Source organism: Janthinobacterium sp. GW822-FHT07A03, from assembly GCF_058798815.1.
The window spans coordinates 561,642-583,616 of record NZ_JBXAKW010000002.1 but is presented as its reverse complement, the minus strand read 5'-3'; the positions used below and the strand labels follow the sequence as shown (position 1 = coordinate 583,616).

Below are 21,975 nucleotides of genomic sequence, written 5' to 3'. Positions count from 1 at the left end.
GCGCAAGATGTGCGCCCTTAGTTGATCACAACCGGTTGAAAGTCGCAGGCCGCTTAGGCGGCGGCGAATTCTTCTTCCGAGTTGTCTGGCAGATGCTTGATCGCCTCTTTACCGTGCCCTTGCACTTTGGTTTTGTATTTCATCACTTGCCTATCGAGCTTGTCGATCAGGGCATCGATCGCGGCATACAGGTCTTGCGCCAGGCTTTCCACATAGACGGTTTTGCCACTCAGACGCAGGTTGACTTCGGCCTTTTGACGTTTTTCTTTCTCTTTGAGGTTATCCACGGTCAGAATCACGGCGATATCGATGACTTGATCGAAATGACGTTTCACGCGCTCCAGCTTCGTTTGTACGTATTCACGGATGGCTGGTGTCACTTCGAGATGATGTCCGCTGATGGTGAGATTCATACACACTCCTAAAGATGATCGGGTTCGTGCGGTCCATCCTATCCGGCCCGCAGAGGAACCGAAAAAAACTTACAAACACTTACGCAGGCTCACTGGCGGAATTTTCAATGCTTCCCGGTATTTGGCAACAGTACGTCGCGCAATCACCATGCCTTGTTCCCCCAGCATGTCCGCAATCTTACTGTCGGATAAAGGATTTTTAGGGTCTTCTGCTCCTGTCAGTTGCACGATCAATGCCCGTATCGCCGTCGATGACGCTTCGCCCCCCGCTTCGGTGGCGACGTGGCTACCAAAGAAATATTTCAACTCGAACATGCCGTGCGGGGTCAGCATGTACTTTTGAGTTGTTACCCGCGAGATAGTACTCTCGTGTAAACCCAGTGTATCAGCTATTTCACGGAGCACAAGGGGGCGCATGGCAACGGCGCCATGCGAGAAAAAGTTCTTTTGTCTTTCTACTATCGCCTGCGCCACGCGCAGGATCGTGTCGAAGCGCTGGCGCATATTCTTGATCAGCCACTTGGCTTCCTGCAACTGTGCGCCCATGGCGCCCTCGCCCTTGCCCTGCTTGAGCAGGTTGGCGTACATGGCGTTGACGCGCAGGCGCGGCATGACGTCGTTGTTCAGGGTGACTTGCCAGCCATTGCGCGCGCGCTTGACGACGACGTCAGGCACCACGTAATCGGACACGTCCGAGGCGAACACGGCGCCCGGGTGCGGGTTGCACTGGCGAATCACCGTCTGCGCCTCGCGCAAGTCTTCATCGTCGCAATCGAGGGCTTTCTTCAGCTTGTTGAAATCGCGCTGGGCAAACCAGGCCAGGTGCTTTTCCACGATGACGAGGGCCATGCGCCGCGTCACCATGGCGACGTGCGGCAGGCGCTTGATCTGCAGCGCCAGGCATTCGGATGCATTGCGCGCACCCACGCCGGGCGGATCGAAACTTTGCAGCAGCGACAAGGCCGTGCGCATCTCGTCGGCGTCGATTTCCAGCTCTTCCGGCAGGCGCGCCAGGATGTCGTCGAGCGACTCCTCCAGGTAGCCATTGTCGTCGAGCGCGTCGATGATCAGCTCGACCAGCGCGCGGTCGCGCAACTCGAGCACCGTCACGCGCATCTGCTCCATCAGGTGCTCGCGCAGGGTGCAGTGATGGGCTTCCAGTTGCGGACGGGAATCTTCGTCGTCGGGCGCCTTGCCCCGGCTCGCCTCGCTCCAGTCGCTGTCGCCGCCATCCGCGGCGGCCGGGCCGTCGCCCGCCTCGCCGTCAAACGTTTCCGCTTCGGCCGGCGTTGCGGGCGCCTCCTGGCCTGGCGGCTGAGGCGGCGCTTCGGCCGGCGCGGCCGTGGAACTCAGGGCGCCGTCGGACAGCAGGCGCAGCGAACGGTCGAGCGGATCGTCGAGGCGCTCGAGCAAGGGATTGTCCGTCAGCAACTGCTCTAGTTCCTGGTGCAATTCCAGGGTAGACAATTGCAACAGGCGTATCGATTGCTGCAACTGCGGCGTCAGTGCCAGATGCTGCGAAGTGCGCAGCTGCAATGATTGTTTCATTGGCTCACATGCGGAAGTGTTCGCCCAGATAGACCCGGCGTACCGACTCGTTCGCGATGATGTCGTCGGGGCGTCCCGACGCCAGCACCGAGCCCTGGTTGATGATGTAGGCACGGTCGCAGATACCCAGCGTCTCGCGTACATTATGATCGGTGATCAGCACGCCGATATTGCGCTCCTTCAAGAAACGCACGATGCGCTGGATTTCGATCACGGCGATCGGATCGACGCCGGCGAACGGCTCGTCGAGCAGCACGAAACGGGGATCGGTGGCCAGCGCACGGGCGATTTCCACGCGGCGGCGCTCGCCGCCCGACAGGGACAAGGCCTGGTTTTCGCGCAGCTTTTCAATCTGCAGGTCGGCCAGCAGTTTATCCAGCCGTTCCTCGATCTCGGCCTTCTTCAGGGGACGGCCTTCGACGGTCTGGATTTCCAGCACGGCGCGGATATTGTCTTCCACCGTCAGCTTGCGGAAGACGGACGCTTCCTGCGGCAGATAGGACAGGCCCATCTGCGCGCGGCGGTGGATGGGCAGGCTGGAAATATCCACGCCGCTGATATCGATGCTGCCGCCGTCCGACGGCACCAGCCCCACGATCATGTAGAACGAGGTGGTCTTGCCGGCGCCGTTCGGGCCCAGCAGTCCCACCACTTCGCCGCATTCGACTTGCAGCGAGACATCATGCACGACTTGCCGCTTGCCATAGGTTTTTTGCAGCCCGCGAACGATCAGGGTGCTGCCGCAACGAGTATTGTCCATTATTTCGTTCCTGGCGCAGGCGTGGCCGGCGCTTTCTCCGCCGCCGGCGCCTTGGTCTTCGGCTGGATCACCATGCGCACGCTGCCGCCATCGGGGGTGCTGGTGCCGCTGTTGGAATTCTCCATCGCAAACACTTCCTTGCGGCTGTCATACGAGATGAAGGCGCCATTGGCCACATCGGTCACTTTCGTGCCTTCCAGGCGCGTCAGCTTGGCCCTGGAAAACAGTTTCACCACTTCCGTCTTGTTGTCGTATTCCACGCGCTCCGCTTCGCCTTCGACCCACAGGTCGCCCGCGCCATCGCGCTTCTGGCGGAAGGTGGCCAGCTTGCCGGGATCGGCCCAGAAGGTGATGAACTGGTAGCCTTGCGGGTCTTCCGTGATCAGGGCCCGGCCCGCCTTCATGGTCAGGGTACCCTTGACCAGCACGACGTCGCCCGTCAGGGTGCGAATCTGCTTGACGTCGTCGACGTGGCCGCTGCGTGCCGTGATGACGGCTTCCTTCTCGGAATCGGCCTTCTCGGCATGCGCCACGCCCATGATGGCCAGAGAAAATACGCTCAACAGCAAGATGTTCTTCATAGTATGGTTTCCTTGTTTCATTCTGTCATTTTGCCGCCGCGGCCGGGCGCGGTTTCGGCGGGAGGACCATGCGCAGCGCATTCTGCACTTCCACCACGCCGGTGGCGTTATTCGCCTTCATGCCGATGCCATTGATGCGCGAGGCGCCCGTCAGGATATCGACAGGCACGTCCGTTTCCATTCTTTCCTCGTCCGGGAACACCGTCAGCGCTTCCGTCTTCACGGTCAGGTTCTGCGCCTTCGGGCTGGCCACACGGTCGATGACGACCTTGCGGTGCAGCTGCAGCCGGGTATTGTCCTGGTCGATATGCGCCAGTTCCGCATTCATGTTCAGCGGCGGCATGCCCGGCGTGAGCTTGCGCACGAAAGGCTGGTCGATATCGGACGAATCGTCGTGCGGATAATGCGTGAGCTTGGTGCCCGACACGATATAGCTGGGTTTGCCCGTCAAGTCCATGCGCACCAGGCTGAAATTGGTGATGAAATAGTCGGGTTCATCCAGATGCTTGCTGGCGGTAATGTCCTGGCCATTCTTGTTCATCACTTCGAGCAGCCAGAAGCTGCCCAGCGCGACGACGACCGCCCCCAGCACGGTAAAAATCATGCGCCAGCGATGGGCGCCTCCTGGCTTACGCATAGGGCTTCACTCTTTCAAAGGTCACTGGCGGCAAGGCGCGCCTCACTCCAGGAACGGCGCCATCACGCGCGCATAGTTGTCCTGGGCGCGCAGCAGGAATTCGCAGATCTCGCGCACCGCGCCGCGGCCGCCGCCGGCCTGCGTCACATGGTGCGCCAGGTCCTGCGCTTCCGGACGGCCGCCCGGCACGCTGACGGCAAAGCCCACGCGGCGCAGGATGGGCGCATCGATGACGTCGTCGCCGATATAGCCGCATTGTTCTTCCGTCAAGCCCGTCAGCGCCAGCAGTTCGCGGAACGGCGTCAGCTTGTCATGGCCGCCCTGGTGCACATGGGTGATGCCCAGGTCTTGCGCGCGGCGCGCCGTGATGGGCGAGCGGCGCGCGCTGATGATGGCCGTCTGCACGCCCGATTCCTGCAGCAGCTTGATGCCCAGGCCGTCATACACATTAAACGTTTTCATCATTTCGCCGTCCGGGCCGAAATGCAGGCTGCCGTCGGTGAGCACGCCATCGACGTCAAAGATCATCAGTTTGACCTTGGCCGCGCGCGCCAGGTTGTCCGCTACGCTGTCCATCAGATCACCTTCGCTTGCGTCAGATCATGGATATGCAGCGCGCCCACCAGCTTGCCGTCGGCATCGACGACCAGCATCTGGTTGATGCGGAACTGTTCCATCACGGCCACGGCATCGACGGCCAGGCGTTCGGGCGCGATGCTGCGCGGCTGCGCATGCATGACGTCGCGGATCGCCACTTGCGTGAAATCCTGCACGCGCTCGAACATGCGGCGCAAGTCGCCATCCGTAAACACGCCCACTGGGCGGTTGTCCGCGTCGACGACGGCCGTCATGCCCATGCCCTTCTTCGTCATTTCTTCCAGCGCCTGCAGCAAGGAAGCCTCCACGGGCACCTTCGGCACCCGTTCGCCGCTGCGCATGACGTCATGCACGTGCGTGAGCAGGCGGCGGCCCAGGGCGCCGCCCGGGTGCGAGCGGGCGAAATCTTCTTCCTTGAAGCCGCGCAGGTCGAGCAAGGCCACGGCGATCGCATCGCCCAGGGCCAGGGTGACGGTGGTGCTGGCCGTCGGCGCCAGATTCAGCGGACAGGCTTCTTTCTCAACAGAAATATCCAAATGCACGTCTGCCAGCTGGGCCAGGCTCGAGTTCGGCTTGCCCGTCATGGAAATGAGCACGCCGCCCATGCGCTTGACGACGGGCATGATGGCCATCAGTTCGGACGATTCGCCCGAGTACGAGATGGCAATAAAAGCATCGTCCGAGGTGACCATGCCCAGGTCGCCATGGGCCGCTTCGGCCGGATGCACGAACAGGGCCGGCGTGCCGGTGGAAGCGAGGGTGGCGGCAATCTTGCGCGCGATGTGGCCGGACTTGCCGATGCCGGAAACGACGACACGCCCCTTGCACTGCAGCAACAGCGCCACGGCGCGGCCAACGCTATCGTCCGTGCCCAGGCGCGCGTGCAGCGCAACGATGGCGTCGGACTCGATCTGCAAGGTGGTACGGGCCAGCGCGACGGCGCGTTCGGTCGTCGCTTGCATGTCAATTCGATCAAAAGCTTTCAGCATTGTTTTTTCATGGGTTACACTCATGCCCAAAGTATAAACGAATTAGGAAAGCAAAAAACTTGCCAGTCACAACAAACAACGATTTCCATTGACCGCACCGGGCAACCCATGTTTTCCTCGCTTGAACTGACCCTGATGTTACTCGGCAGCGCCGTGCTGGGCGTGGTCGCTTTCAGAATGTTGCATTTGCCGCCCATGCTGGGCTACCTGGCCGTCGGCATCGTCATCGGCCCCCATGCGCTGGGCCTGGCGGCGGAAAACGAAGCCAGCCACACCCTGGCCGAGTTCGGCGTCGTCTTCCTGATGTTTTCCATCGGACTCGAGTTTTCTCTGCCCAAGTTTCTCGCCATGCGGCGCATCGTTTTCGGCCTTGGCATGGCGCAGGTGGTCACCACCATCATCGCCACCGTCGTCTTCGGCTGGTTCGTCGGGCGCTACCTGTCCGCCTACATCCACCTGAGCTGGCAAGCCGCGTTCGCCCTGGGCGGTGCGCTGGCCATGTCGTCGACGGCCATCGTCTCGAAAATGCTCACGGAGCGGCTGGAACTGGAAAGCGAACACGGCCGCAAGATCATCGGCATTCTGCTGTTCCAGGACCTGGCCGTGGTGCCCCTGCTGATCCTCATTCCCGCCCTCACGCGCGATTCCGACAACCTGGCCGAAACCCTGGCCTGGGCCGGCGGCAAGGCGCTGGTCGTGCTGATCCTGCTGCTGTTCCTCGGCCAGAAGATGGTGCGCGGCTGGCTGACCATCGTCGCCAAGCGCCGCTCGCAGGAATTGTTCATGCTCAACCTGCTGCTGATCACCCTGGGCGCGGCCTGGATCACGGAGCGGGCCGGGCTGTCGCTGGCCCTGGGGGCGTTTGTTGCCGGCATGCTCATTTCCGAGACGGAATTCAAGCACCAGGTGGAAGAGGATATCAAACCCTTCCGCGACGTGCTGCTGGGCCTGTTCTTCATCACCGTCGGCATGCTGCTCAATATCCGCGTGGTGCTCGATAACTGGTGGCTGGTCCTGCTGCTGCTGTGCGGCCCCGTACTGCTGAAATTCGCCCTGATCGCAGGGCTGGCCCGGCTGTTCGGGTCCAGCAACGGCGTGGCCTTGCGCACGGGGCTGGGGCTGGCGCAGGCGGGCGAGTTCGGCTTCGTGCTGCTGAATCTGGCGGGCGGCATCAAGCTGATGGACCCGTTCGTCGTGCAGGTGGTGCTGGCCTCGATGGTGCTGTCGATGCTGGTGGCGCCCTTCCTCATCGCCAAGTCCGACGCCATCGTCATGAAACTGGCGGCCAACGACTGGATGATGCAATCCCTGGCCCTGACGAAGATCGCCACGCGCACCATGGCTTCGCAGAAACACGTGCTGATCGCCGGTTTCGGGCGCAGCGGGCAAAGCCTGGCCACCCTGCTGGCGGAAGAAAAGATCGAATACCACGCGCTGGACCTGGACCCGGAACGGGTGCAGGAAGCGCAACTGGCCGGCGCCCACGTCTCGTATGGCGACGCGGGGCGGCGCGAAAGCCTGGTGGCGGCCGGTATCTACCGGGCCAGCGCCGTGGTGATCACGTATGCGAATACGCCCTCGGCACTGAAATTATTGCATTTACTCAAAGAAATGGCGCCGACCTTGCCCGTCATCGTGCGCAGCCACGACGATACCGACCTCGACCAGCTGAAGAGGGCCGGCGCGGCCGAGGTGGTGCCGGAATTGATGGAAGGCAGCCTGATGCTCGCTTCGCACGCGCTGATCATGATGGGCGTGCCCCTGCGCCGCGTGGTGCACCGGGTGCAGGCGGCGCGCGAGGAGCGCTATGCGTCCCTGCGCGGCTATTTCCATGGTTCCAGCGATGCGGGCGACGATGCGGAACTGGAACGTCTGCATACGGTCACCGTCAGCGAAGACGCGCACTGCGTGGACCTGCCCTTGAGTGCGATCGACGTGGCCGGCTGCGGCGCGTTTGTGACAGCCATCCGCCGCGGCCGCGGCAGCCTCGATGTCACCCCCGAGACGCAGCTGGCCAGCGGCGACGTGGTGGTGCTGCGCGGCACGGCCGACGCCGTGGCCAAAGCGGAAACGTTACTATTGAAATAATCAGCCGGCCTGCGGCTGCCAGCTGACGACCTTGTTGCGGCCATCGGCCTTGGCCTGGTACAGGGCCTGGTCGGCGTGCGCCACCAGTTGCTGCGCCACCGTTTCGATGGGGAGCAGCGCCGCGTCCGCTTCCAGGCTGGCCACGCCGATCGACACGCTGACCCACGCCTGCGCGCTGCCCGGCAAGTCGAACATGGTGCCGGCGATGCTGGCGCGGATGCGTTCGGCAACGAAGGTCGCGCTGTCGAGGTCGGCGTCGATCAGCAGGACGACGAATTCCTCGCCGCCGAAGCGGCCCAGCGCATCGGAGCGGCGCAATTCCGTGCGGATGCGCGTGGCCACCTCGCGCAGCACTTCATCGCCGCCCTGGTGGCCATGCGTGTCATTGACCGATTTGAAATGGTCGATGTCGATATACATGCATGAAATGCAATAATTCTGGCGCCGCGCGCGGGCGATTTCTTCCAGCAGGCGGCGGTCGATATAGCGGCGGTTGTAGACGCCCGTCAAGGAATCGGTCAAGCCGATGTATTTGAGCATTTCATTACTGATCACGTTTTCCAGGCAAATGGCGATGATGGAGGCCATGTGCTTGATGAAATCCGTGCCCAGCGCGGGCGTAAAGCGCGTCACGTCGCTGCTGGCCAGGTTCAGGCTGCCAATCAGGCGCTTGTTGCGCAACAAGGGCACCAGCGCCACGCTGCGCAAAGCGTCGACCTGCGGAAAACGCGGACCATGCACGGCTGCGTCAAAGGCACCGAGCAGCGGCAAGGGCGGCAGGGCTGCCTCCCCCTCGGCCACGGGCACCGGTGGGGCAAAACCCAGCTCCGCCACGGCATGCACGAACAGCAATTGCGGAAAAGCGCTGAAATCGACGCCCAGCTTTTCCATCACCAGCACGATATCGTCATCCTCGTCGAGCAGGCTCAAGGTGACGCCGTCGAGGTCGGAAATCACGGGCAAGGTGCGGAAGATGGTGCCGATCAACTCGGGAAACGTGGACGCGCTGACGATTTCCAGGTCGAACGCCTGATGGCGGCACATGATGTCGTGGTTGCGCTCGACCTGTTCCAGCAGGAAAGCCATGCGCGCGCGCAAGGCCTGGTTTTCGGCTTCGAGGCTGGCAATGCGCGGGTCCGGCGGTATTGCTTGATTCATAGAAACCTTAAACCCTTGTGTGCGGGCGCCATGCTTAAAATGCCAGTTCGAAACCGATGTCCTGCCCCACCACGATACGCTCATCGCCGCCTTCCGTGACGATGGCGTTCATGCCGAAGCAGATGGCGCCGTCGAGCTCGGGCTTGGCGCGATAGCCATGCATGACGTCGAGCGGGTCCGGTCCGGGAACGCCCGTGGCCTGGTCCACCGACGGGATCGGGCAGCGCGAACACGGCTTGACGGGTTTTAATATCGTCGCGCCCAATTGCAGGAAGTCGGCATAGTCTTCCTCGAAGGCGCCGATATCGCCGATGACCAGGTTGGGGCGGAAACGGTTCATCGGCAGCGATTCACGGCCGGCGGCGCGCAGCTTGTCATTGACATCGGCCAGCGAGGCACTGCCGGCAATCAGCACCGGATAGCCATCGGCAAACATGGTCGAGGCAGCCACGCCATCCGTCCATTTGGTGCTGGTGGCGCGCACCACGTCCGGGTGAAAGCGCGCCAGGCGGCACGGCACGCCGATGGCCTGGCTGAACCAGGTGGCCGTGACCTCGTCGCAATCGTAGGCGCGCACGGTATCGTCCCACACTTGCACCTCCAGCATCGGTGCCAGTTGCGGATGCGGCAAGCCCAGTTCGATTTCCAGGCGCAACATGCCAGGCGCGCGCAATTCCAGCGTGCTGGCCTTGATGGATGGCACGATCAGCGCCATGCGCGGATGTTCGCGCTGGGTCAGGAAGCGGCCCTGCGGGTCCACCACCATCCATTCGCGGTCGAACACGTGCTCGCTCATCAGCCCTGAGCGCGTCAGGACCGCCTCGCGCAGATGGATGCCGGCGCACGATTTGATCGGATACAGGATGATGTCGGACAGGATAGCCATGGACAGGGGAGAAGGAACCGTGTTGTTGCTTCTGCCAGGAAATTATTCAGAAGCGAAGTATGGCAGCAAAGCGGGCAAGCGTAAATCAGCCAGGCTCAGCCGATGAGGCTGACCTGGCACGACAAGGATCAATACGTGTAGAAAATACGCTGGATTTCCTGCGTACTATTGGTTTTGGTCAAGGCCAGCATCAGCAGGATGCGGGCTTTTTGCGGGTTCAGGGTGTCGGACACGACACTGTCGAGTTCGTCGTCATTGGCTTCGCCATTGCGCGCCACGATGCCCTGGCCGACGCGGCTGGAACGCACGATCAGCACGCCCTTCTGGCGCGCTTCCACCAGGGCCGGCTTCATTTGCGCGGCCACGCTGCCATCGCCCACTCCCGCGTGGATGATGCCCTTGGCGCCGGCGGCAATGAAGGCGTCCATGCCGACGCGGTTCATGTTGGCGTAGCCATACACGATATCCACTTGCGGCAGGGCGTCGAGCTTGCTGATGTCAAATTCCGATTCCAGGGTGTGCTTGCGCGTCGACTGGCGGTAAAAGAAGGCTTTGCTGCCCTGGATGTAGCCGAGCATGCCCAGTTCCGGCGACTTGAAGGTGTCGGTGGTCGAGGTATTCGTCTTGGTGACTTCGCGCGCCGCGTTGATCTGGTCGTTCAAGGCCACCAGCACGCCCTTGCCCACGGCTTCCTTGCTGCCAGCCAGCATCACGGCGTTGTAGAGATTGATGGGGCCGTCAGCCGAAATGGCCGTCGATGGGCGCATGGCGCCCACCACCACGACCGGTTTATGGCTTTTCACGGTGAGGTTCAGGAAATACGCCGTTTCCTCGATGGTGTCGGTGCCGTGCGTGACGACCACGCCGTCGACGTCAGCGGAGGCCAGCAGCACGTTGATGCGCTTGGCCAGGGCCAGCCAATGGCTATTGCCCATGCTTTCACTGGCGATCTGGAATACTTGCTCGCCTTTCACATTCGCCACTTTTTTCAGTTCCGGCACGGCGGCGATCAGGCGCTCGACGCCCACGGTGGCCGAGGTGTAGCCCACCGTGGTGGTACTGTCGGCGCCGCTGCCGGCGATGGTGCCGCCCGTGGCCAGGATCACCACATTCGGCAACTTGACGGCCGCTTCCTGCGCGCGCGCGGGCGAGGTGGCGACAAAGCCCATCAGCAAGGTGGCCAGCATCAGCTGTGCACAGGAATGGAATTTACGTGAAAACATGGTGCTCCCGTTCGGTGATGTGTCAAAGATAACAAAGTCGTGTGCAAATTATATGTCATCAGTGCGGCAAAAAAGTCCCGATTGACGCGTTCTGCGCAAACGTGCGCGCCCTTATCCGCGCTACAGTGGCGCCATGTCCACACTGCTACCGTTCCGCTCCTGCCTCGTCCTGCCGCTGATCTTGATCGCGCTCAATGCCTGCTCCACGCAAATCGAACTGCGCACGGCGGCGCAGCAGGAACAGTTCGCGCGGGAAGCGGCCAGCCAGGGCGACTGGGCGCAAGCCATGCGCAGCTACGCGGCCGCGGCCGAGAATGCCGAACTGGGCCATGGCGACTTCGCTTGGCAGGCGCGGCTGCATCACCAGGCGGGACGCGCCGCCAGCGGGGCTTGCCGCTACGATGCCGCCGAATTTCATTTCCGCCAAGCCATCGCGCTGGCAAAGAAGAGCGAACAGTCGAGCGCCCTCAGCTACAAGGCGCTGATCGACCAATATGAACGCCAGGGCAAGGCGACGCAAGCCTTGGCAGTGCGCAATGAACTGGGCGGGCCTCAATCGTGGGCGCTGGGCGCCTTTGCCGACCGGGAATCGCTGCCGGTGGGCAAGCATTGCGGCACACCGCCCTAGCCACGCTGCATGGGAGCCCGTCGATGAGCATCGCCCGTACGCTGCTGACAACACCCTTCCTCCTGGCAACAATGGCGCCCGCGTGCGCCGCCGAGCCAACATTACCCTTATGGGAAGCGGGCGTCTTCGGCGGCACGGCCGTTACGCCCGCCTATCCGGGCGCTAGCGAGCACTCGACGCGCACTCTGGCCCTGCCCTATCTGATTTATCGGGGGAAAGTATTGCGCGCCGACCGCTCCGGCGTGGGCGCGCGCCTGCTCGATACGGATCGTCTCGGCTTCGATATCGGTTTTGCCCTGTCTTTGCCGGCCAGGTCCAGCGACGTGCCGGCCCGGCGCGGCATGCCGGACCTGGGGACTTTGCTGGAATTTGGCCCGCGCCTGAAAATCAAGCTGGCCGAGCCGACGCAGCACAGCCGCCTGGGCCTGGAGCTGCCCTTGCGCGCTGTCATCGAAGCGCGCGGCGGCCTGCGCCGCCAGGGTGCCACGTTCGAACCGCGCCTCGTGTATGCGCTGCAGGGCGGGCAGCAGGCATGGCAGGTCGACGCCAGCCTCGGCGCGGTGCTGGGCAATGCCGCCATCAACGATTACTTGTATGGCGTCAGCCCCGCATTTGCCACCGGTCAGCGCCCGGCGTATGCGGCCAAAAGCGGGCTGATGCTCACGCGGCTGGGCCTGGGCGGTTCCTACCGGCTGCACCAGGACTGGCGCGCCTTTGCCTTTTTACGCTACGACAACTACACAGGCGCCGCCAACCGCGCCAGTCCCCTGCTGCGCCAGAACAGCGGCACCTCGGCCGGCATCGGCCTGATGTGGACGTGGCAACGCTCGGACAGCCTGGCACGGGGCCCCGACGACTAGAGAACCAGCCGATGGCAGACATGCTGGCCATCCGGACAATAAAAAACCCTGCAAATCAATGACTTGCAGGGTTCTTATTAGTTCCGTACGGGAACGGATCGGGATTTAGACGTTGAACAGGAAGTTCAGCACGTCGCCATCCTTGACCACATATTCCTTGCCTTCGGCGCGCATCTTGCCCGCTTCCTTGGCGCCCGCTTCGCCCTTGTAGGCAATGAAATCGTCATAGGCGATGGTTTGCGCGCGGATGAAGCCGCGTTCGAAGTCGGTGTGGATCACGCCGGCCGCCTGTGGCGCCGTGGCGCCCACGGGGATGGTCCAGGCGCGTACTTCCTTCACGCCCGCCGTGAAGTAGGTTTGCAGACCCAGCAGCTTGTAGCCGGCGCGGATCAGGCGGTCGAGGCCCGGCTCTTCCATGCCCATGTCGGCCAGGAAAGCGCCCTTGTCGGCGTCATCCAGGTCGGCGATTTCCGCTTCCAGCGCCGCGCAGATTGCGACGATAGGGGCGTTTTGCGATTGCGCATACGCCGTCAGCTGGTCCAGCAGCGGGTTATTCGTGAAGCCCGAGTCGGACACGTTGGCCACGAACATGGCCGGCTTGGCCGTGATCAGGCACAAAGGCTTGATCAGTTCCATTTCGTCGGCGTCCAGGCCCATGGCGCGCACCGGCTTGGCGTCGTTCAGGTACGGCATCATGCGTTCCATGATGGCCAGCAGCTTGGCCGCATCCTTGTCGCCCGAACGGGCTTTCTTGTTTTCGCGGTGGATGGCTTTTTCCACGGTGCCCATGTCGGCCAGCGCCAGTTCGGTCTGGATGACTTCGATATCGTCGAGCGGGTTGATCTTGCCGGCCACGTGGATGACGTTGTCATCTTCGAAGCAGCGCACGACGTTGACGATGGCGTCCGTCTCGCGGATGTGCGACAGGAACTGGTTGCCCAGGCCCTCGCCCTTCGATGCACCGGCCACCAGGCCGGCGATATCGACGAATTCCACGATGGCGTTGACCATGCGTTCCGGCTTGACGATGGCGGCCAGCGCATCCATGCGCGGATCCGGCACTTCGACGACGCCGACGTTCGGCTCGATGGTGCAGAACGGATAGTTTTCAGCCGGGATGCCGGCTTTCGTCAGTGCATTGAACAGGGTGGACTTGCCGACGTTCGGCAAGCCGACGATACCGCATTGGAGACTCATGGAAAACCTTTAATTAATCAATATTGCCGGCAAGCGGCTGGTGCAAAACGGCCGTTGCGGGCGTTTTCTGGATAATCTTGCTGTATTAATGCTCTAGGGGTCAATTGTACCTCTATGCACCCTACTCTTCAAAAAAACCGCCCCGGCGACGCTAACTGTCGCCATCCCCGTCGTCCGGCTGCGACGCATCGAATTCCAGGATGTCGCCAGGCTGGCATTCGAGCATTTCGCAAATTTTCGACAAGGTATCGAAACGCACGCCGCGCACCTTGCCCGATTTTAAGAGGGACAGGTTCTGCTCCGTGATGCCGATAAAGGCGGCCAGTTCCTTGGATTTCACTTTTTTCCTGGCCAGTACCAGGTCGAGGCGCACGACGATACCCATCAGATGAACCCGCTGTTTTCATCGGCCAATCTCTGGCCTTCATGCAGGATTTGCGCCAGCGCAAAGAAAACCGAGCACAGCAGCAAGGTCCACAGGTCGCCGCCCGTGACGTCGATGACCAGGCGCAACTGACTCGCCCCGTCTTCCAGCAAGCCAAACAGCATGCCGCGCACGGTGGGTTCCAGCAAAGTCAGCACCGTTCCCAGCAGCAAGCCGCCGGCGAAGCGGCGAAAGTGGCGCGCCACCTGCGGCGTGAAATACACGCCTTGTTCGAACTGGCGCAAGACCAGGGCCAGCTGGCGCACGGCATCGCCCAGCACGCACAAGGCCGGCAAGGCCAACGCCAGACCCAGTCCCCGCTGCCACAGGGGCATGGCGGCCAGGCGCTCGAATGGCTGGCTCTGCAATTGCAGCAACAGTTCATACATGCCGGCGCCGCCCAGGCTGCCTTGCGCGGCCGGCGCAGGCGCCAGCCAGCCCAACACCGTCAGCAGCAGGTACAGCAGAAAGAATCCCGAAACGCCGTAGCGCACGCGCCGGCTCAGCGCCGCCGGCCCCGTCTGATTTTTTTTCATATTTAAAAGTATACGAAAGCGTCAAGTGTCGTTAGAATTAATTATCGTAAAACAATAATTAAATCATGTTTTGCGACCATTTTACCATGTTCGCCCCACCCTACCGACTGGAGACACCATGAAAACCCTGCTTGCCGCACTCGTTTGCAGCACCGCCTTTTTACTCAGCAGCACCGCCCGCGCCCATGACTTGAACGCCATGCTGCAGCAGGCGCTGGCCGACAAGAGCGTGCCGGCCAGCGCCATACTCGTGATCCGCAACGGCAAGATCGATGCGCAGGCGCAGGCGGGCGTACGGGCCAGTGACGGCCACGACGCCGTGCGTGCCGATGACGTGTGGAATATCGGCTCCGACGGCAAGGCCATGACGGTGACCCTGATCGCGCGGCTGGTGGAACGGGGCGTGCTGGCGTGGGATGCGCCGCTCTCAAGCATGCTGCCCGCGCTGGCCGGCGGCATGCGCGCCGAGTACCGCGACGTCAACCTGATGGATTTGCTGTCGCACCGCGCCGGCCTGCCGGCCAATCCCGACGAGGCATGGATCAATTCCACGTACACGGACACGCGTCCATTGCCGCTGCTGCGCCTGGAATACGCGCAGCGCGCGCTGGCCGACGCACCCGTGGCCGCGCCGCGCGGCGACTCGCATTATTCGAACAGCGGCGCCATGATCGCCGCCGCCATCGCCGAGAGGATCACGGGCAAGACGTATGAGGAATTGATGCAGGCGGAAGTGTTCGGCCCGCTGGGCATGCAGGCCGCGTTCGGTCCCACGGTGCGGGGACAGAACCTGGGCCACAAGGACGGCAAACCGATCGCCGGCTTGATGGCCAGCAATCCGCTGATGATGGCGCCCGATGGGGAAATTCACCTGAGCATGCAAGACTGGGCCAAGTTTGCGCTCGATCAACTGCATGGAGAACAAGGCAAGGGAAAATTGCTGAAACCGGAAACGTATGTCTTGCTGCATACGGCGCAGGGCGACACGAATGCGGCATTGGGTTGGGGCGTGATGCACTTTCCACCGCAGGCGCCGCAGCGCGTGCTCACGCACCTGGGTTCGAACGGCTACTGGCACGCCCTGATCGCGCTGGCGCCCGGCAGCGGCGACGGCTTGCTGATCGCCGCCAACGCGGGCGACGGCAGCAGCGCACAAGCCAGCCAGCAGCAGATGGCGAAAACCATCATGGCCGGTTTCGGCAAGGCGGGCAAATAACTACGCGGTATGGAGTTTCATGGTGGCCGCTTCAAACTTGCCTTCGACGATCTGCGGCATGACCTGCAAGGATTTTTCTATTGCCTGCTCGATAAGCTCCTGGTCTTCGCGGCGCGGGCGGTGCAGCACGAAGTCGGCCACCTGCTGCTGCAAGCTCAGGGTGCGCGGGTGACCGATGCCCAGGCGCAAGCGCCAGTAATCCTGCGTGCCCAGCGCGGCCGTGATGTCTTTCAAGCCATTGTGGCCACCGGCCGAGCCGCCCTTTTTCAGGCGCGCGATGCCGGGCATCAAGTCCAGTTCGTCGTGCACGACCAGCACTTCATCGGCGGCAATCTTGAAAAAGCGCGCCAGCGCGCCCACGGACTGGCCCGAGCGGTTCATGAAAGTCAGCGGTTCGAGCAGCCAGACTTCGTTGCCGCCAATGGACGTTTTCGCCAACAAGGCGTTATAGCGCGAATCGCGCTGCAAACGCGTGCCGGGCAAGCTGTTGGCAAGATTGTCCACCAGCCAGAAGCCGGCATTATGGCGGGTTTGTTCGTATTCGGGTCCCGGGTTGCCGAGGCCGACGATCAGGCGTATGGGCATGGCTGTGTCTGCAATGTAAAAGAAAACATTATCGGTGAAAACAGGCAGAAAAAAACCCGCGCGGCGAACCTGGCGGGTTTTTCCTTGCGACTACCGCATTGCTGCGGCGGCAAAATTACTTCTTGTCAGCAACAACTTCAGCAGCAGCGGCTTCAGCAGCAACGTGGCCAGCCGGTACCGAAGCGGTAGCGATGGTCAGGTTGGCGCCGTGGGTGACAGCGGTCACGCCAGCTGGCAGGACCAGGTCGCCGACGTGCAGCGAGTGACCGACGTCGATGTTCGACAGGTCAACGTTGATGAATTCTGGCAGTTGGCCTGGCAGGCACGAAACTTCGATTTCGTTGGCTACGTGGCTGATGGTCGCGCCGTGCAGTTTGACTGCTGGGGAAACGTCAGCGTTCGTGAAGTGCAGGGCAACTTTCACGTGGATAGCTTGCTTAGCGTCAACGCGCTGGAAGTCAGCGTGCAGAACCAGTTGTTTGTATGCGTGGACTTGGAAGTCGCGCAACAGAACTTGCTGGGAAACGCCGTCGATTTCCAGGTCCAGGATCGACGAGTGGAACACTTCTTTTTTCAACGCGTGGTACAGGGCATTGTGATCCAGCGAGATCAGCACCGGGGCTTCAGCGCCACCGTAGACGATACCAGGGGTTTGGCCGGAAATGCGCAGGCGGCGGCTCGCTCCGGAACCTTGCAATTCGCGTTTAAATGCGATAACTTTCATGTGAAACTCCAAGAAGAACAAGGCTTGCGCCTTGTGTTATGAGGACTCCCGCGACCAGGAATCCTCGAAAATGGGTGCAAAACACCCCGAAAACTAAAACACTGCGGCGCAACAGGCAAAAAGCCGGTCGCGCCGCAGGTGACGTCTGTTGCTGCTCTTGTCGAATTAATCGATAAAGAGGGAAATAACCGAATCGCCCTTGATGATGCGCTTGAACGTCTCGGCCAGCAGCGGCGCGCACGTCAATTGACGGATCTTGCCGCAGGCCAGGGCCGCTTCGGACAGGGGGATCGTATCGGTCACGACCAGCTCATCGAGCGGCGAGGCCGAAATACGGTCGATCGCCGGACCCGACAGCACCGCGTGCGTGCAATACGCCACGACTTTTTTCGCGCCGCGCTCCTTGAGCACTTCGGCAGCCTTGGTCAGGGTACCTGCCGTGTCGACCATGTCATCCATGATCACGCAGTTGCGGCCTTCGACTTCACCGATGATGTTCATCACTTCGGACACGTTCGCTTTTGGACGACGTTTGTCGATGATGGCCAGGTCGCAGCCCAGGCGTTTTGCCAGGGCGCGCGCACGTACCACACCGCCGACGTCCGGAGAGACTACCAGCAAATCCTGGTAGTTTTTCTTTTGCAGGTCGCCCAGCAAAATTGGCGAAGCGTAAATATTGTCGACTGGGATATCGAAGAAACCTTGAATCTGGTCAGCGTGCAAGTCCATGATCAGGACGCGCTCGACACCGGCTTCTTCCAGCATGTTCGCCACCACCTTGGCCGAAATCGCCACACGCGCGGAGCGTGGACGACGGTCTTGGCGGGCGTAGCCGAAGTAAGGAATCGCGGCGGTGATGCGGCCAGCAGAAGCACGTTTCAAGGCATCAACCATCAGCATGATTTCCATCAAGCTGTCGTTGGTTGGAGCACAGGTGGATTGCAAAACAAAAACATCCTTGCCGCGCACATTTTCGTTAATCTCGACCATTACTTCGCCGTCGGAGAATTTCGAAACGTTTGCTTTACCGAGAGGGATGCCGAGGTTTTTTGCGACCCCCTCTGCCAACGCTGGATTCGCGTTGCCGGTAAAAACCATCAGGTTTTCGTAAGCCATGGGAGTCCCAAGAGGTGATAAAGAAGTCTTGAAAAGCACTAACCGGGCATAGGCCCGGTCAGTCATTGTTTAGAATATGCCGCGTGGCGGCACATCTGCTTTTTCCCGCACTGGACGCCAACTTCGCATCGACAGACTACGGTGAAATGGTGGCAGGGGAAGAAGGATTCGAACCTTCGCATGCTGGAATCAAAATCCAGTGCCTTAACCAGCTTGGCGATTCCCCTACGTTACTGACTGCTTGCCGTCATGTTGGCCAGTATTATACCGACTTTTTGACGCTAAGCAAAATCTTTTTTTGCTCTTTACAACATGGTGAGCATCGGGTGTCGAATCAGCGCTTTTGCCTTCCAGGCGACCCAGACTGGTGGCACATTACTGAGCACCGCATCCGCTTCTTCCTGACTGCCAAACGCACTAAATACACAAGCACCGGAACCAGTCATCCTGGCCTCACCGTAAGCACCCAGCCATTCTACCGCATCTGCTACCGGCTTGAAAAGACTGCATGCCACTTGCTGTAAATCATTCTTTCCAAACCCGCCCGCATCGTTTCCTTCTGCGAGGTACCTGGAAAAGTCCGCTATTGTGACGGGTTCGGTATTTCTCGTCAAGCCTTCCGCGCAAAAAATTGCGGCGGTCGGCACTTGCACGCCCGGCTCGATCACCACATACCAGCATGCGGGCGTGGCGACGGGCTGCAAGGCTTCGCCCACGCCTTCGGCAAACGCGTTTTCACCAAAGATGAAAAACGGGATATCGGCGCCCAGCGGCAAGCCCAGCGCCATCAATTCCTCGCGCGTCAAACCGGCCTGCCACAGGCGATTGAGCGCCATCAGCGCCGTGGCCGCGTCGGACGAGCCGCCACCCAAGCCGCCACCCATGGGCAGCAGCTTGTCGATGGCGATATCGACGCCGCGCGGCAAGGCGCCCGTGCGGCGCAGCACTTCGGCCTGCAGCAGCCTGGCGGCGCGGACGATCAAGTCCTGCTCCTGCGGCACGCCGGCCAGTTCCGTCACGCGGACAATCGCCGTGTCGTCGCGCAGCGCGAAGTGCAGGGTGTCGCCGTGGTCGAGCAACTGGAACACCGTCTGCAGCAGATGGTAGCCATCGGCGCGGCGGCCGTTGACGTGTAAAAATAAGTTCAGCTTGGCCGGGGCCGGGCAATTGTTCAGGGTCGTCAACGTCATTGTGCTTGAGCCGATGGGGCGGGATCGAGGACGATGCGCAGCGAGACGGCATCGGCCTGCGCGCTGGCATTGCGTTCGGCATCGATACGCCGCGGTTGGGGCAAGGCGCCCGGGGTATTGTCGCCCGCATTTTGCCCTACTTCTTGCCACGACACATAGCGCAAGCGCCAGCCGTCTTTCGTCGTCACGCTGTCGTTGGCCGGCGAAGCAACGAAGCGCTTGCCGTCGGCGCCAACGGCATACCCTTGCAGCCAGTCGCGCAAGCCCGATACGGGCAAGGACCAACCCAGCAACTGCGCGCTCAGGGTGTCGACATCGGGCGCACTGCGCGGCGCCTTGCCGCTTTGCGTCAACACGGCCTGCTGCGGCGTGACGGCGATCGTCGCCAGCGTGCTGCCGACGGGAGAATACAGGGTCACGTCCGTGCGCTGCGCCGTCTGCTGCCAGTTGAAATTGACGGTGGCCGATTCGGGCTTGTCATCTTTCTGGTACACGACGTTCAGGCGGCCCGTCAGCTCCACCTGTTCGCGGTAGGGCGCGACGGCGTTGGCGGAGGGCGCGGCGCCGGACGAGAATGGGGAACTCAGGGTCGAGCAGGCCGAGAGGGACAGGCAGACGAGTGTGAGGGGAAGCAGTTTTTTTAACATGGGCACAAGGAAAAACCAGCGCCATGGCGCTGGTTTTTTATAGTTGAGTTAATCGATTCAATCACAGACTGACATTCAGGCGCGCCAGCGTACTTTTCAGCGCCTCGTTTTTCGGGTCCTTGCCTTGCGCCTCGCGCCACAGCTTTTGCGCTTCGTCCTTGTCGCCCTTCTGCCACAGCACTTCGCCCAGGTGGACGGCGATTTCCGGATCGCTGCGCACGGCATAGGCGCGGCGCAGCGCGTTTTCCGCGGCGGCCAGGTTGCCCATGCGGAATTGCACCCAGCCCATGCTGTCCATGATGAACGGGTCGCCCGGCGCCATCTGCAAGGCTTTTTCGATCAGCGCATGGGCTTCCTCGAGGCGCAGGCCCCGTTCGGCCAGCGAATAACCGAGCGCGTTGTACGCATGCTGGTTGTCGGGCGCCAGCGCCATCACGCGGCGCAGGCTGGCCTCCATCTGCTCGAATTTGTCCAGGCGCTCGGCCAGCAAGGCGTAGTCGTACAGCAGTTCCGGATTGTCGGGGAAGCGCAGCAAGGCGTTTTCCAGCACCGTGTACGCGCTTTGCACATAGCCGGCGTCGCGCAGGAATTGCGCGTCGACCAGCAGCACCTGCGCCTGGCTTGCCGGATCGTCCGTTTCGATTTCCGTCAGCGCCTTGCGCGCCGCATCGAGATTGCCGCCGCGGGCGATCAGCTGGGCGCGGCGCAAGCGCGCCTCGACATAGCCGGCCGACGCGCTGTTGTCGACCTTGTCCAGCCAGGCGATGGCGCCCGCCGTGTCACCGCGCGTCTCGGCGATCTGCGACAGTATCATCAGGGCCTTGAACGGATCGCGCGTGTCGCCGGGGGACTTTTCGAGCACGGCCAGAAAGCGCTTGAAGTACTGCTCCGCGCCCTTGGTGTCTTCCAGCTGCAGCGCCACGATGCCGAGCGCATACAGGGCGCCCACGTTATCAGGCTGGCTTTTCAGCAGCAGCAGGAACTGCTCGCGCGCCGGTTCCAGCTGCTTTTGTTCGACCAGCAGGCGCGCGTATGCGCCGCGCACTTCGACGGCATCCGGATTCTTTTGCAGGAAAGCGGCCAGCACCTTGCCCGCCGCCTCGGGTTCACCCGTCACCTGCGCCAGGGTCAGCACGGCCAGCTCGGAGTTCGGCTTGATCGCCAGCGCCTTGTTCGCTTCGCCGATGGCGCGGTCACGCTCGCCGATCGACAGGGCACCCTGCGCCAGCACCAGGTGCGCTTCGAACATGTCCAGGTAGGGCTGCACCAGGCGCGTCACCATCGAATAGGCGTACAGCTTGTCATTCGAGCGCGACAAAATCTGCTGCATCTGGAACAGGGCCACGCCCCGTGCGCCTTGCGGCGCATTGGCCAGGCGTTCGGCGAAGATCGGTTCCGCTTCTTCGATCTTGTCCGTCAGGACGACAAAGCCGAGGAAGAACTGCGTCGCCTCGTCCGAGTCGGGCGCCAGTTCGCGCCACAGGCGGATGGCCGCCAGCGCTTCGCCGCCCTGCTTGGCGGCCAGCGCCATTTCCGAGGCGCGGCGCGCCAGGCGCGGGTCGCGCGTCTGCTGCGCCGCCACCATCATCGTCACGTACGGCCCTTGCCACTGGCCGCTCTTGAATTCCATCTCGGCCTTGGTCAGCTTGTACAGCAGGTCGCTGCTCAGTTCGACCTTCGGCAGCTCGTCGCCGCCGGGCCCCTCCTTGGAGGTGGCATCCGGCTCCTGCGACGCGGCGGGCGCGGACGCAGGAGGGCTGGCCGCGGCATCGGCGGGAACGACAGGCGTCTGTGCCATGGCATGCGTGGCCATCAGGGCGGACAAGGTTACAATGGCGAAAGCGTTTTTCAAAGGCTGATCCTGGCTAAACGGCAAAGTTTGATTCTACGCCCAACGCGGCTATCGCGTACTTCACGTATGTAACGAAATATATGCGTCGTGGCGGCGTAGCCTGCCAGAGCCAGCCCTCGG

The 21,975-nt window shown here is 61.9% G+C and carries 23 protein-coding genes and 1 tRNA gene; 4 read left to right on the top strand and 20 right to left on the bottom strand.

All coding sequences use genetic code 11. The annotated features are described in order from the left end of the window. Positions 1–53: 53 nt before the first annotated feature. The 7 genes from hpf to AC1RJW_RS08675 all read right to left on the bottom strand — a co-directional run bounded on the left by hpf (position 54) and on the right by AC1RJW_RS08675 (position 5,549). Positions 54–413 carry a ribosome hibernation-promoting factor, HPF/YfiA family gene (gene hpf / locus AC1RJW_RS08705; protein WP_436497672.1) on the bottom strand — a complete coding sequence of 120 codons (360 nt, stop codon included), beginning with the start codon at positions 411–413 and terminating at the stop codon, positions 54–56. Between the two features lie 69 nt (positions 414–482). Then, positions 483–1,961, bottom strand: coding sequence for an RNA polymerase factor sigma-54 (locus AC1RJW_RS08700; RefSeq protein ID WP_493044576.1), 1,479 nt, complete (start codon positions 1,959–1,961; stop codon positions 483–485). A 4-nt stretch (positions 1,962–1,965) separates the two neighbouring features. After that, on the bottom strand, positions 1,966–2,721 hold the full coding sequence (lptB, locus tag AC1RJW_RS08695; RefSeq protein ID WP_034753325.1) for an LPS export ABC transporter ATP-binding protein: 756 nt from the start codon (positions 2,719–2,721) through the stop codon (positions 1,966–1,968). Beyond that, on the bottom strand, positions 2,721–3,302 hold the full coding sequence (gene lptA, locus AC1RJW_RS08690; RefSeq protein WP_493044575.1) for a lipopolysaccharide transport periplasmic protein LptA: 582 nt from the start codon (positions 3,300–3,302) through the stop codon (positions 2,721–2,723). Before lptA ends, lptB begins: the two co-directional genes overlap by 1 nt. Positions 3,303–3,327: 25 nt before the next feature. After that, the gene (gene lptC, locus AC1RJW_RS08685) at positions 3,328–3,939 is read right to left on the bottom strand and encodes an LPS export ABC transporter periplasmic protein LptC (protein WP_493044574.1); all 612 of its coding nucleotides are present in this window, start codon (positions 3,937–3,939) and stop codon (positions 3,328–3,330) included. A gap of 42 nt (positions 3,940–3,981) precedes the next feature. Next, positions 3,982–4,515 carry a KdsC family phosphatase gene (locus tag AC1RJW_RS08680; RefSeq protein ID WP_493044573.1) on the bottom strand — a complete coding sequence of 178 codons (534 nt, stop codon included), beginning with the start codon at positions 4,513–4,515 and terminating at the stop codon, positions 3,982–3,984. Further along, entirely contained in the window at positions 4,515–5,549 is a 1,035-nt protein-coding gene (locus AC1RJW_RS08675; protein WP_493044572.1) for a KpsF/GutQ family sugar-phosphate isomerase, read from the bottom strand. The genes AC1RJW_RS08680 and AC1RJW_RS08675 overlap by 1 nt, the downstream gene beginning before the upstream one ends. An 84-nt stretch (positions 5,550–5,633) precedes the next feature. Between AC1RJW_RS08675 and AC1RJW_RS08670 the strand changes: the two genes are divergently transcribed. Further along, positions 5,634–7,613, top strand: coding sequence for a cation:proton antiporter domain-containing protein (locus tag AC1RJW_RS08670; protein ID WP_493044571.1), 1,980 nt, complete (start codon positions 5,634–5,636; stop codon positions 7,611–7,613). On the opposite strand, the gene AC1RJW_RS08665 is transcribed toward AC1RJW_RS08670, so the two are convergent. The 3 genes from AC1RJW_RS08665 to AC1RJW_RS08655 all read right to left on the bottom strand — a co-directional run bounded on the left by AC1RJW_RS08665 (position 7,614) and on the right by AC1RJW_RS08655 (position 10,880). Next, positions 7,614–8,771: a GGDEF domain-containing protein gene (locus tag AC1RJW_RS08665; protein ID WP_493044570.1), complete on the bottom strand. Its 1,158-nt coding sequence runs from the start codon at positions 8,769–8,771 to the stop codon at positions 7,614–7,616. A gap of 34 nt (positions 8,772–8,805) precedes the next feature. Continuing rightward, on the bottom strand, positions 8,806–9,657 hold the full coding sequence (locus AC1RJW_RS08660) for an MOSC domain-containing protein (RefSeq protein WP_493044569.1): 852 nt from the start codon (positions 9,655–9,657) through the stop codon (positions 8,806–8,808). A gap of 128 nt (positions 9,658–9,785) precedes the next feature. After that, a complete protein-coding gene (locus tag AC1RJW_RS08655; RefSeq protein WP_493044568.1) occupies positions 9,786–10,880 on the bottom strand; it encodes a type II asparaginase in 1,095 nt (364 codons plus the stop codon). A 133-nt stretch (positions 10,881–11,013) separates the two neighbouring features. Between AC1RJW_RS08655 and AC1RJW_RS08650 the strand changes: the two genes are divergently transcribed. Continuing rightward, positions 11,014–11,508, top strand: coding sequence for a hypothetical protein (locus tag AC1RJW_RS08650; RefSeq protein WP_493044567.1), 495 nt, complete (start codon positions 11,014–11,016; stop codon positions 11,506–11,508). Between the two features lie 23 nt (positions 11,509–11,531). Then, entirely contained in the window at positions 11,532–12,368 is an 837-nt protein-coding gene (locus tag AC1RJW_RS08645; RefSeq protein WP_493044566.1) for a MipA/OmpV family protein, read from the top strand. A 105-nt stretch (positions 12,369–12,473) separates the two neighbouring features. Here AC1RJW_RS08645 and ychF read toward each other — a convergent pair whose 3' ends face one another. The 3 genes from ychF to AC1RJW_RS08630 all read right to left on the bottom strand — a co-directional run bounded on the left by ychF (position 12,474) and on the right by AC1RJW_RS08630 (position 14,525). Further along, positions 12,474–13,565: a redox-regulated ATPase YchF gene (ychF, locus tag AC1RJW_RS08640; protein WP_086145737.1), complete on the bottom strand. Its 1,092-nt coding sequence runs from the start codon at positions 13,563–13,565 to the stop codon at positions 12,474–12,476. A gap of 151 nt (positions 13,566–13,716) precedes the next feature. Then, positions 13,717–13,950: a helix-turn-helix domain-containing protein gene (locus AC1RJW_RS08635; RefSeq protein ID WP_034778346.1), complete on the bottom strand. Its 234-nt coding sequence runs from the start codon at positions 13,948–13,950 to the stop codon at positions 13,717–13,719. Beyond that, positions 13,950–14,525 (bottom strand): hypothetical protein, encoded by a 576-nt coding sequence (locus AC1RJW_RS08630; protein ID WP_493044565.1) that lies wholly within the window; start codon positions 14,523–14,525, stop codon positions 13,950–13,952. The genes AC1RJW_RS08635 and AC1RJW_RS08630 overlap by 1 nt, the downstream gene beginning before the upstream one ends. 118 nt (positions 14,526–14,643) lie before the next feature. On the opposite strand from AC1RJW_RS08630, the gene AC1RJW_RS08625 reads away from it, so the two are divergent. Then, the gene (locus tag AC1RJW_RS08625; protein ID WP_493044564.1) at positions 14,644–15,741 is read left to right on the top strand and encodes a serine hydrolase domain-containing protein; all 1,098 of its coding nucleotides are present in this window, start codon (positions 14,644–14,646) and stop codon (positions 15,739–15,741) included. Here AC1RJW_RS08625 and pth read toward each other — a convergent pair whose 3' ends face one another. From pth to AC1RJW_RS08590, 7 genes are all read right to left on the bottom strand, one after another. Then, positions 15,742–16,326 (bottom strand): aminoacyl-tRNA hydrolase, encoded by a 585-nt coding sequence (gene pth / locus AC1RJW_RS08620; protein ID WP_493044563.1) that lies wholly within the window; start codon positions 16,324–16,326, stop codon positions 15,742–15,744. It abuts the gene before it with no gap. A 115-nt stretch (positions 16,327–16,441) separates the two neighbouring features. After that, positions 16,442–17,050 carry a 50S ribosomal protein L25/general stress protein Ctc gene (locus AC1RJW_RS08615; RefSeq protein ID WP_077408940.1) on the bottom strand — a complete coding sequence of 203 codons (609 nt, stop codon included), beginning with the start codon at positions 17,048–17,050 and terminating at the stop codon, positions 16,442–16,444. Between the two features lie 165 nt (positions 17,051–17,215). Then, on the bottom strand, positions 17,216–18,166 hold the full coding sequence (locus AC1RJW_RS08610) for a ribose-phosphate pyrophosphokinase (RefSeq protein ID WP_034753270.1): 951 nt from the start codon (positions 18,164–18,166) through the stop codon (positions 17,216–17,218). A 150-nt stretch (positions 18,167–18,316) separates the two neighbouring features. Further along, positions 18,317–18,393 (bottom strand) — tRNA-Gln (locus tag AC1RJW_RS08605). 78 nt (positions 18,394–18,471) lie between these two features. After that, positions 18,472–19,356 carry a 4-(cytidine 5'-diphospho)-2-C-methyl-D-erythritol kinase gene (gene ispE, locus AC1RJW_RS08600; protein WP_493044562.1) on the bottom strand — a complete coding sequence of 295 codons (885 nt, stop codon included), beginning with the start codon at positions 19,354–19,356 and terminating at the stop codon, positions 18,472–18,474. Next, a complete protein-coding gene (locus tag AC1RJW_RS08595; protein WP_493044561.1) occupies positions 19,353–20,003 on the bottom strand; it encodes an outer membrane lipoprotein LolB in 651 nt (216 codons plus the stop codon). The genes ispE and AC1RJW_RS08595 overlap by 4 nt, the downstream gene beginning before the upstream one ends. A 61-nt stretch (positions 20,004–20,064) precedes the next feature. Then, positions 20,065–21,855 carry a tetratricopeptide repeat protein gene (locus AC1RJW_RS08590; protein WP_493044560.1) on the bottom strand — a complete coding sequence of 597 codons (1,791 nt, stop codon included), beginning with the start codon at positions 21,853–21,855 and terminating at the stop codon, positions 20,065–20,067. Positions 21,856–21,975: the final 120 nt, after the last annotated feature.

Excerpts from the sequence above, each read along its gene's own strand:
- hpf (WP_436497672.1), bottom strand. The coding sequence starts at position 413 with ATGAATCTCACCATCAGCGGACATCATCTCGAAGTGACACCAGCCATC.
- AC1RJW_RS08700 (WP_493044576.1), bottom strand. The coding sequence starts at position 1,961 with ATGAAACAATCATTGCAGCTGCGCACTTCGCAGCATCTGGCACTGACG.
- lptB (WP_034753325.1), bottom strand. The coding sequence starts at position 2,721 with ATGGACAATACTCGTTGCGGCAGCACCCTGATCGTTCGCGGGCTGCAA.
- lptA (WP_493044575.1), bottom strand. The coding sequence starts at position 3,302 with ATGAAGAACATCTTGCTGTTGAGCGTATTTTCTCTGGCCATCATGGGC.
- lptC (WP_493044574.1), bottom strand. The coding sequence starts at position 3,939 with ATGCGTAAGCCAGGAGGCGCCCATCGCTGGCGCATGATTTTTACCGTG.
- AC1RJW_RS08680 (WP_493044573.1), bottom strand. The coding sequence starts at position 4,515 with ATGGACAGCGTAGCGGACAACCTGGCGCGCGCGGCCAAGGTCAAACTG.
- AC1RJW_RS08675 (WP_493044572.1), bottom strand. The coding sequence starts at position 5,549 with ATGAGTGTAACCCATGAAAAAACAATGCTGAAAGCTTTTGATCGAATT.
- AC1RJW_RS08670 (WP_493044571.1), top strand. The coding sequence starts at position 5,634 with ATGTTTTCCTCGCTTGAACTGACCCTGATGTTACTCGGCAGCGCCGTG.
- AC1RJW_RS08665 (WP_493044570.1), bottom strand. The coding sequence starts at position 8,771 with ATGAATCAAGCAATACCGCCGGACCCGCGCATTGCCAGCCTCGAAGCC.
- AC1RJW_RS08660 (WP_493044569.1), bottom strand. The coding sequence starts at position 9,657 with ATGGCTATCCTGTCCGACATCATCCTGTATCCGATCAAATCGTGCGCC.
- AC1RJW_RS08655 (WP_493044568.1), bottom strand. The coding sequence starts at position 10,880 with ATGTTTTCACGTAAATTCCATTCCTGTGCACAGCTGATGCTGGCCACC.
- AC1RJW_RS08650 (WP_493044567.1), top strand. The coding sequence starts at position 11,014 with ATGTCCACACTGCTACCGTTCCGCTCCTGCCTCGTCCTGCCGCTGATC.
- AC1RJW_RS08645 (WP_493044566.1), top strand. The coding sequence starts at position 11,532 with ATGAGCATCGCCCGTACGCTGCTGACAACACCCTTCCTCCTGGCAACA.
- ychF (WP_086145737.1), bottom strand. The coding sequence starts at position 13,565 with ATGAGTCTCCAATGCGGTATCGTCGGCTTGCCGAACGTCGGCAAGTCC.
- AC1RJW_RS08635 (WP_034778346.1), bottom strand. The coding sequence starts at position 13,950 with ATGGGTATCGTCGTGCGCCTCGACCTGGTACTGGCCAGGAAAAAAGTG.
- AC1RJW_RS08630 (WP_493044565.1), bottom strand. The coding sequence starts at position 14,525 with ATGAAAAAAAATCAGACGGGGCCGGCGGCGCTGAGCCGGCGCGTGCGC.
- AC1RJW_RS08625 (WP_493044564.1), top strand. The coding sequence starts at position 14,644 with ATGAAAACCCTGCTTGCCGCACTCGTTTGCAGCACCGCCTTTTTACTC.
- pth (WP_493044563.1), bottom strand. The coding sequence starts at position 16,326 with ATGCCCATACGCCTGATCGTCGGCCTCGGCAACCCGGGACCCGAATAC.
- AC1RJW_RS08615 (WP_077408940.1), bottom strand. The coding sequence starts at position 17,050 with ATGAAAGTTATCGCATTTAAACGCGAATTGCAAGGTTCCGGAGCGAGC.
- AC1RJW_RS08610 (WP_034753270.1), bottom strand. The coding sequence starts at position 18,166 with ATGGCTTACGAAAACCTGATGGTTTTTACCGGCAACGCGAATCCAGCG.
- ispE (WP_493044562.1), bottom strand. The coding sequence starts at position 19,356 with ATGACGTTGACGACCCTGAACAATTGCCCGGCCCCGGCCAAGCTGAAC.
- AC1RJW_RS08595 (WP_493044561.1), bottom strand. The coding sequence starts at position 20,003 with ATGTTAAAAAAACTGCTTCCCCTCACACTCGTCTGCCTGTCCCTCTCG.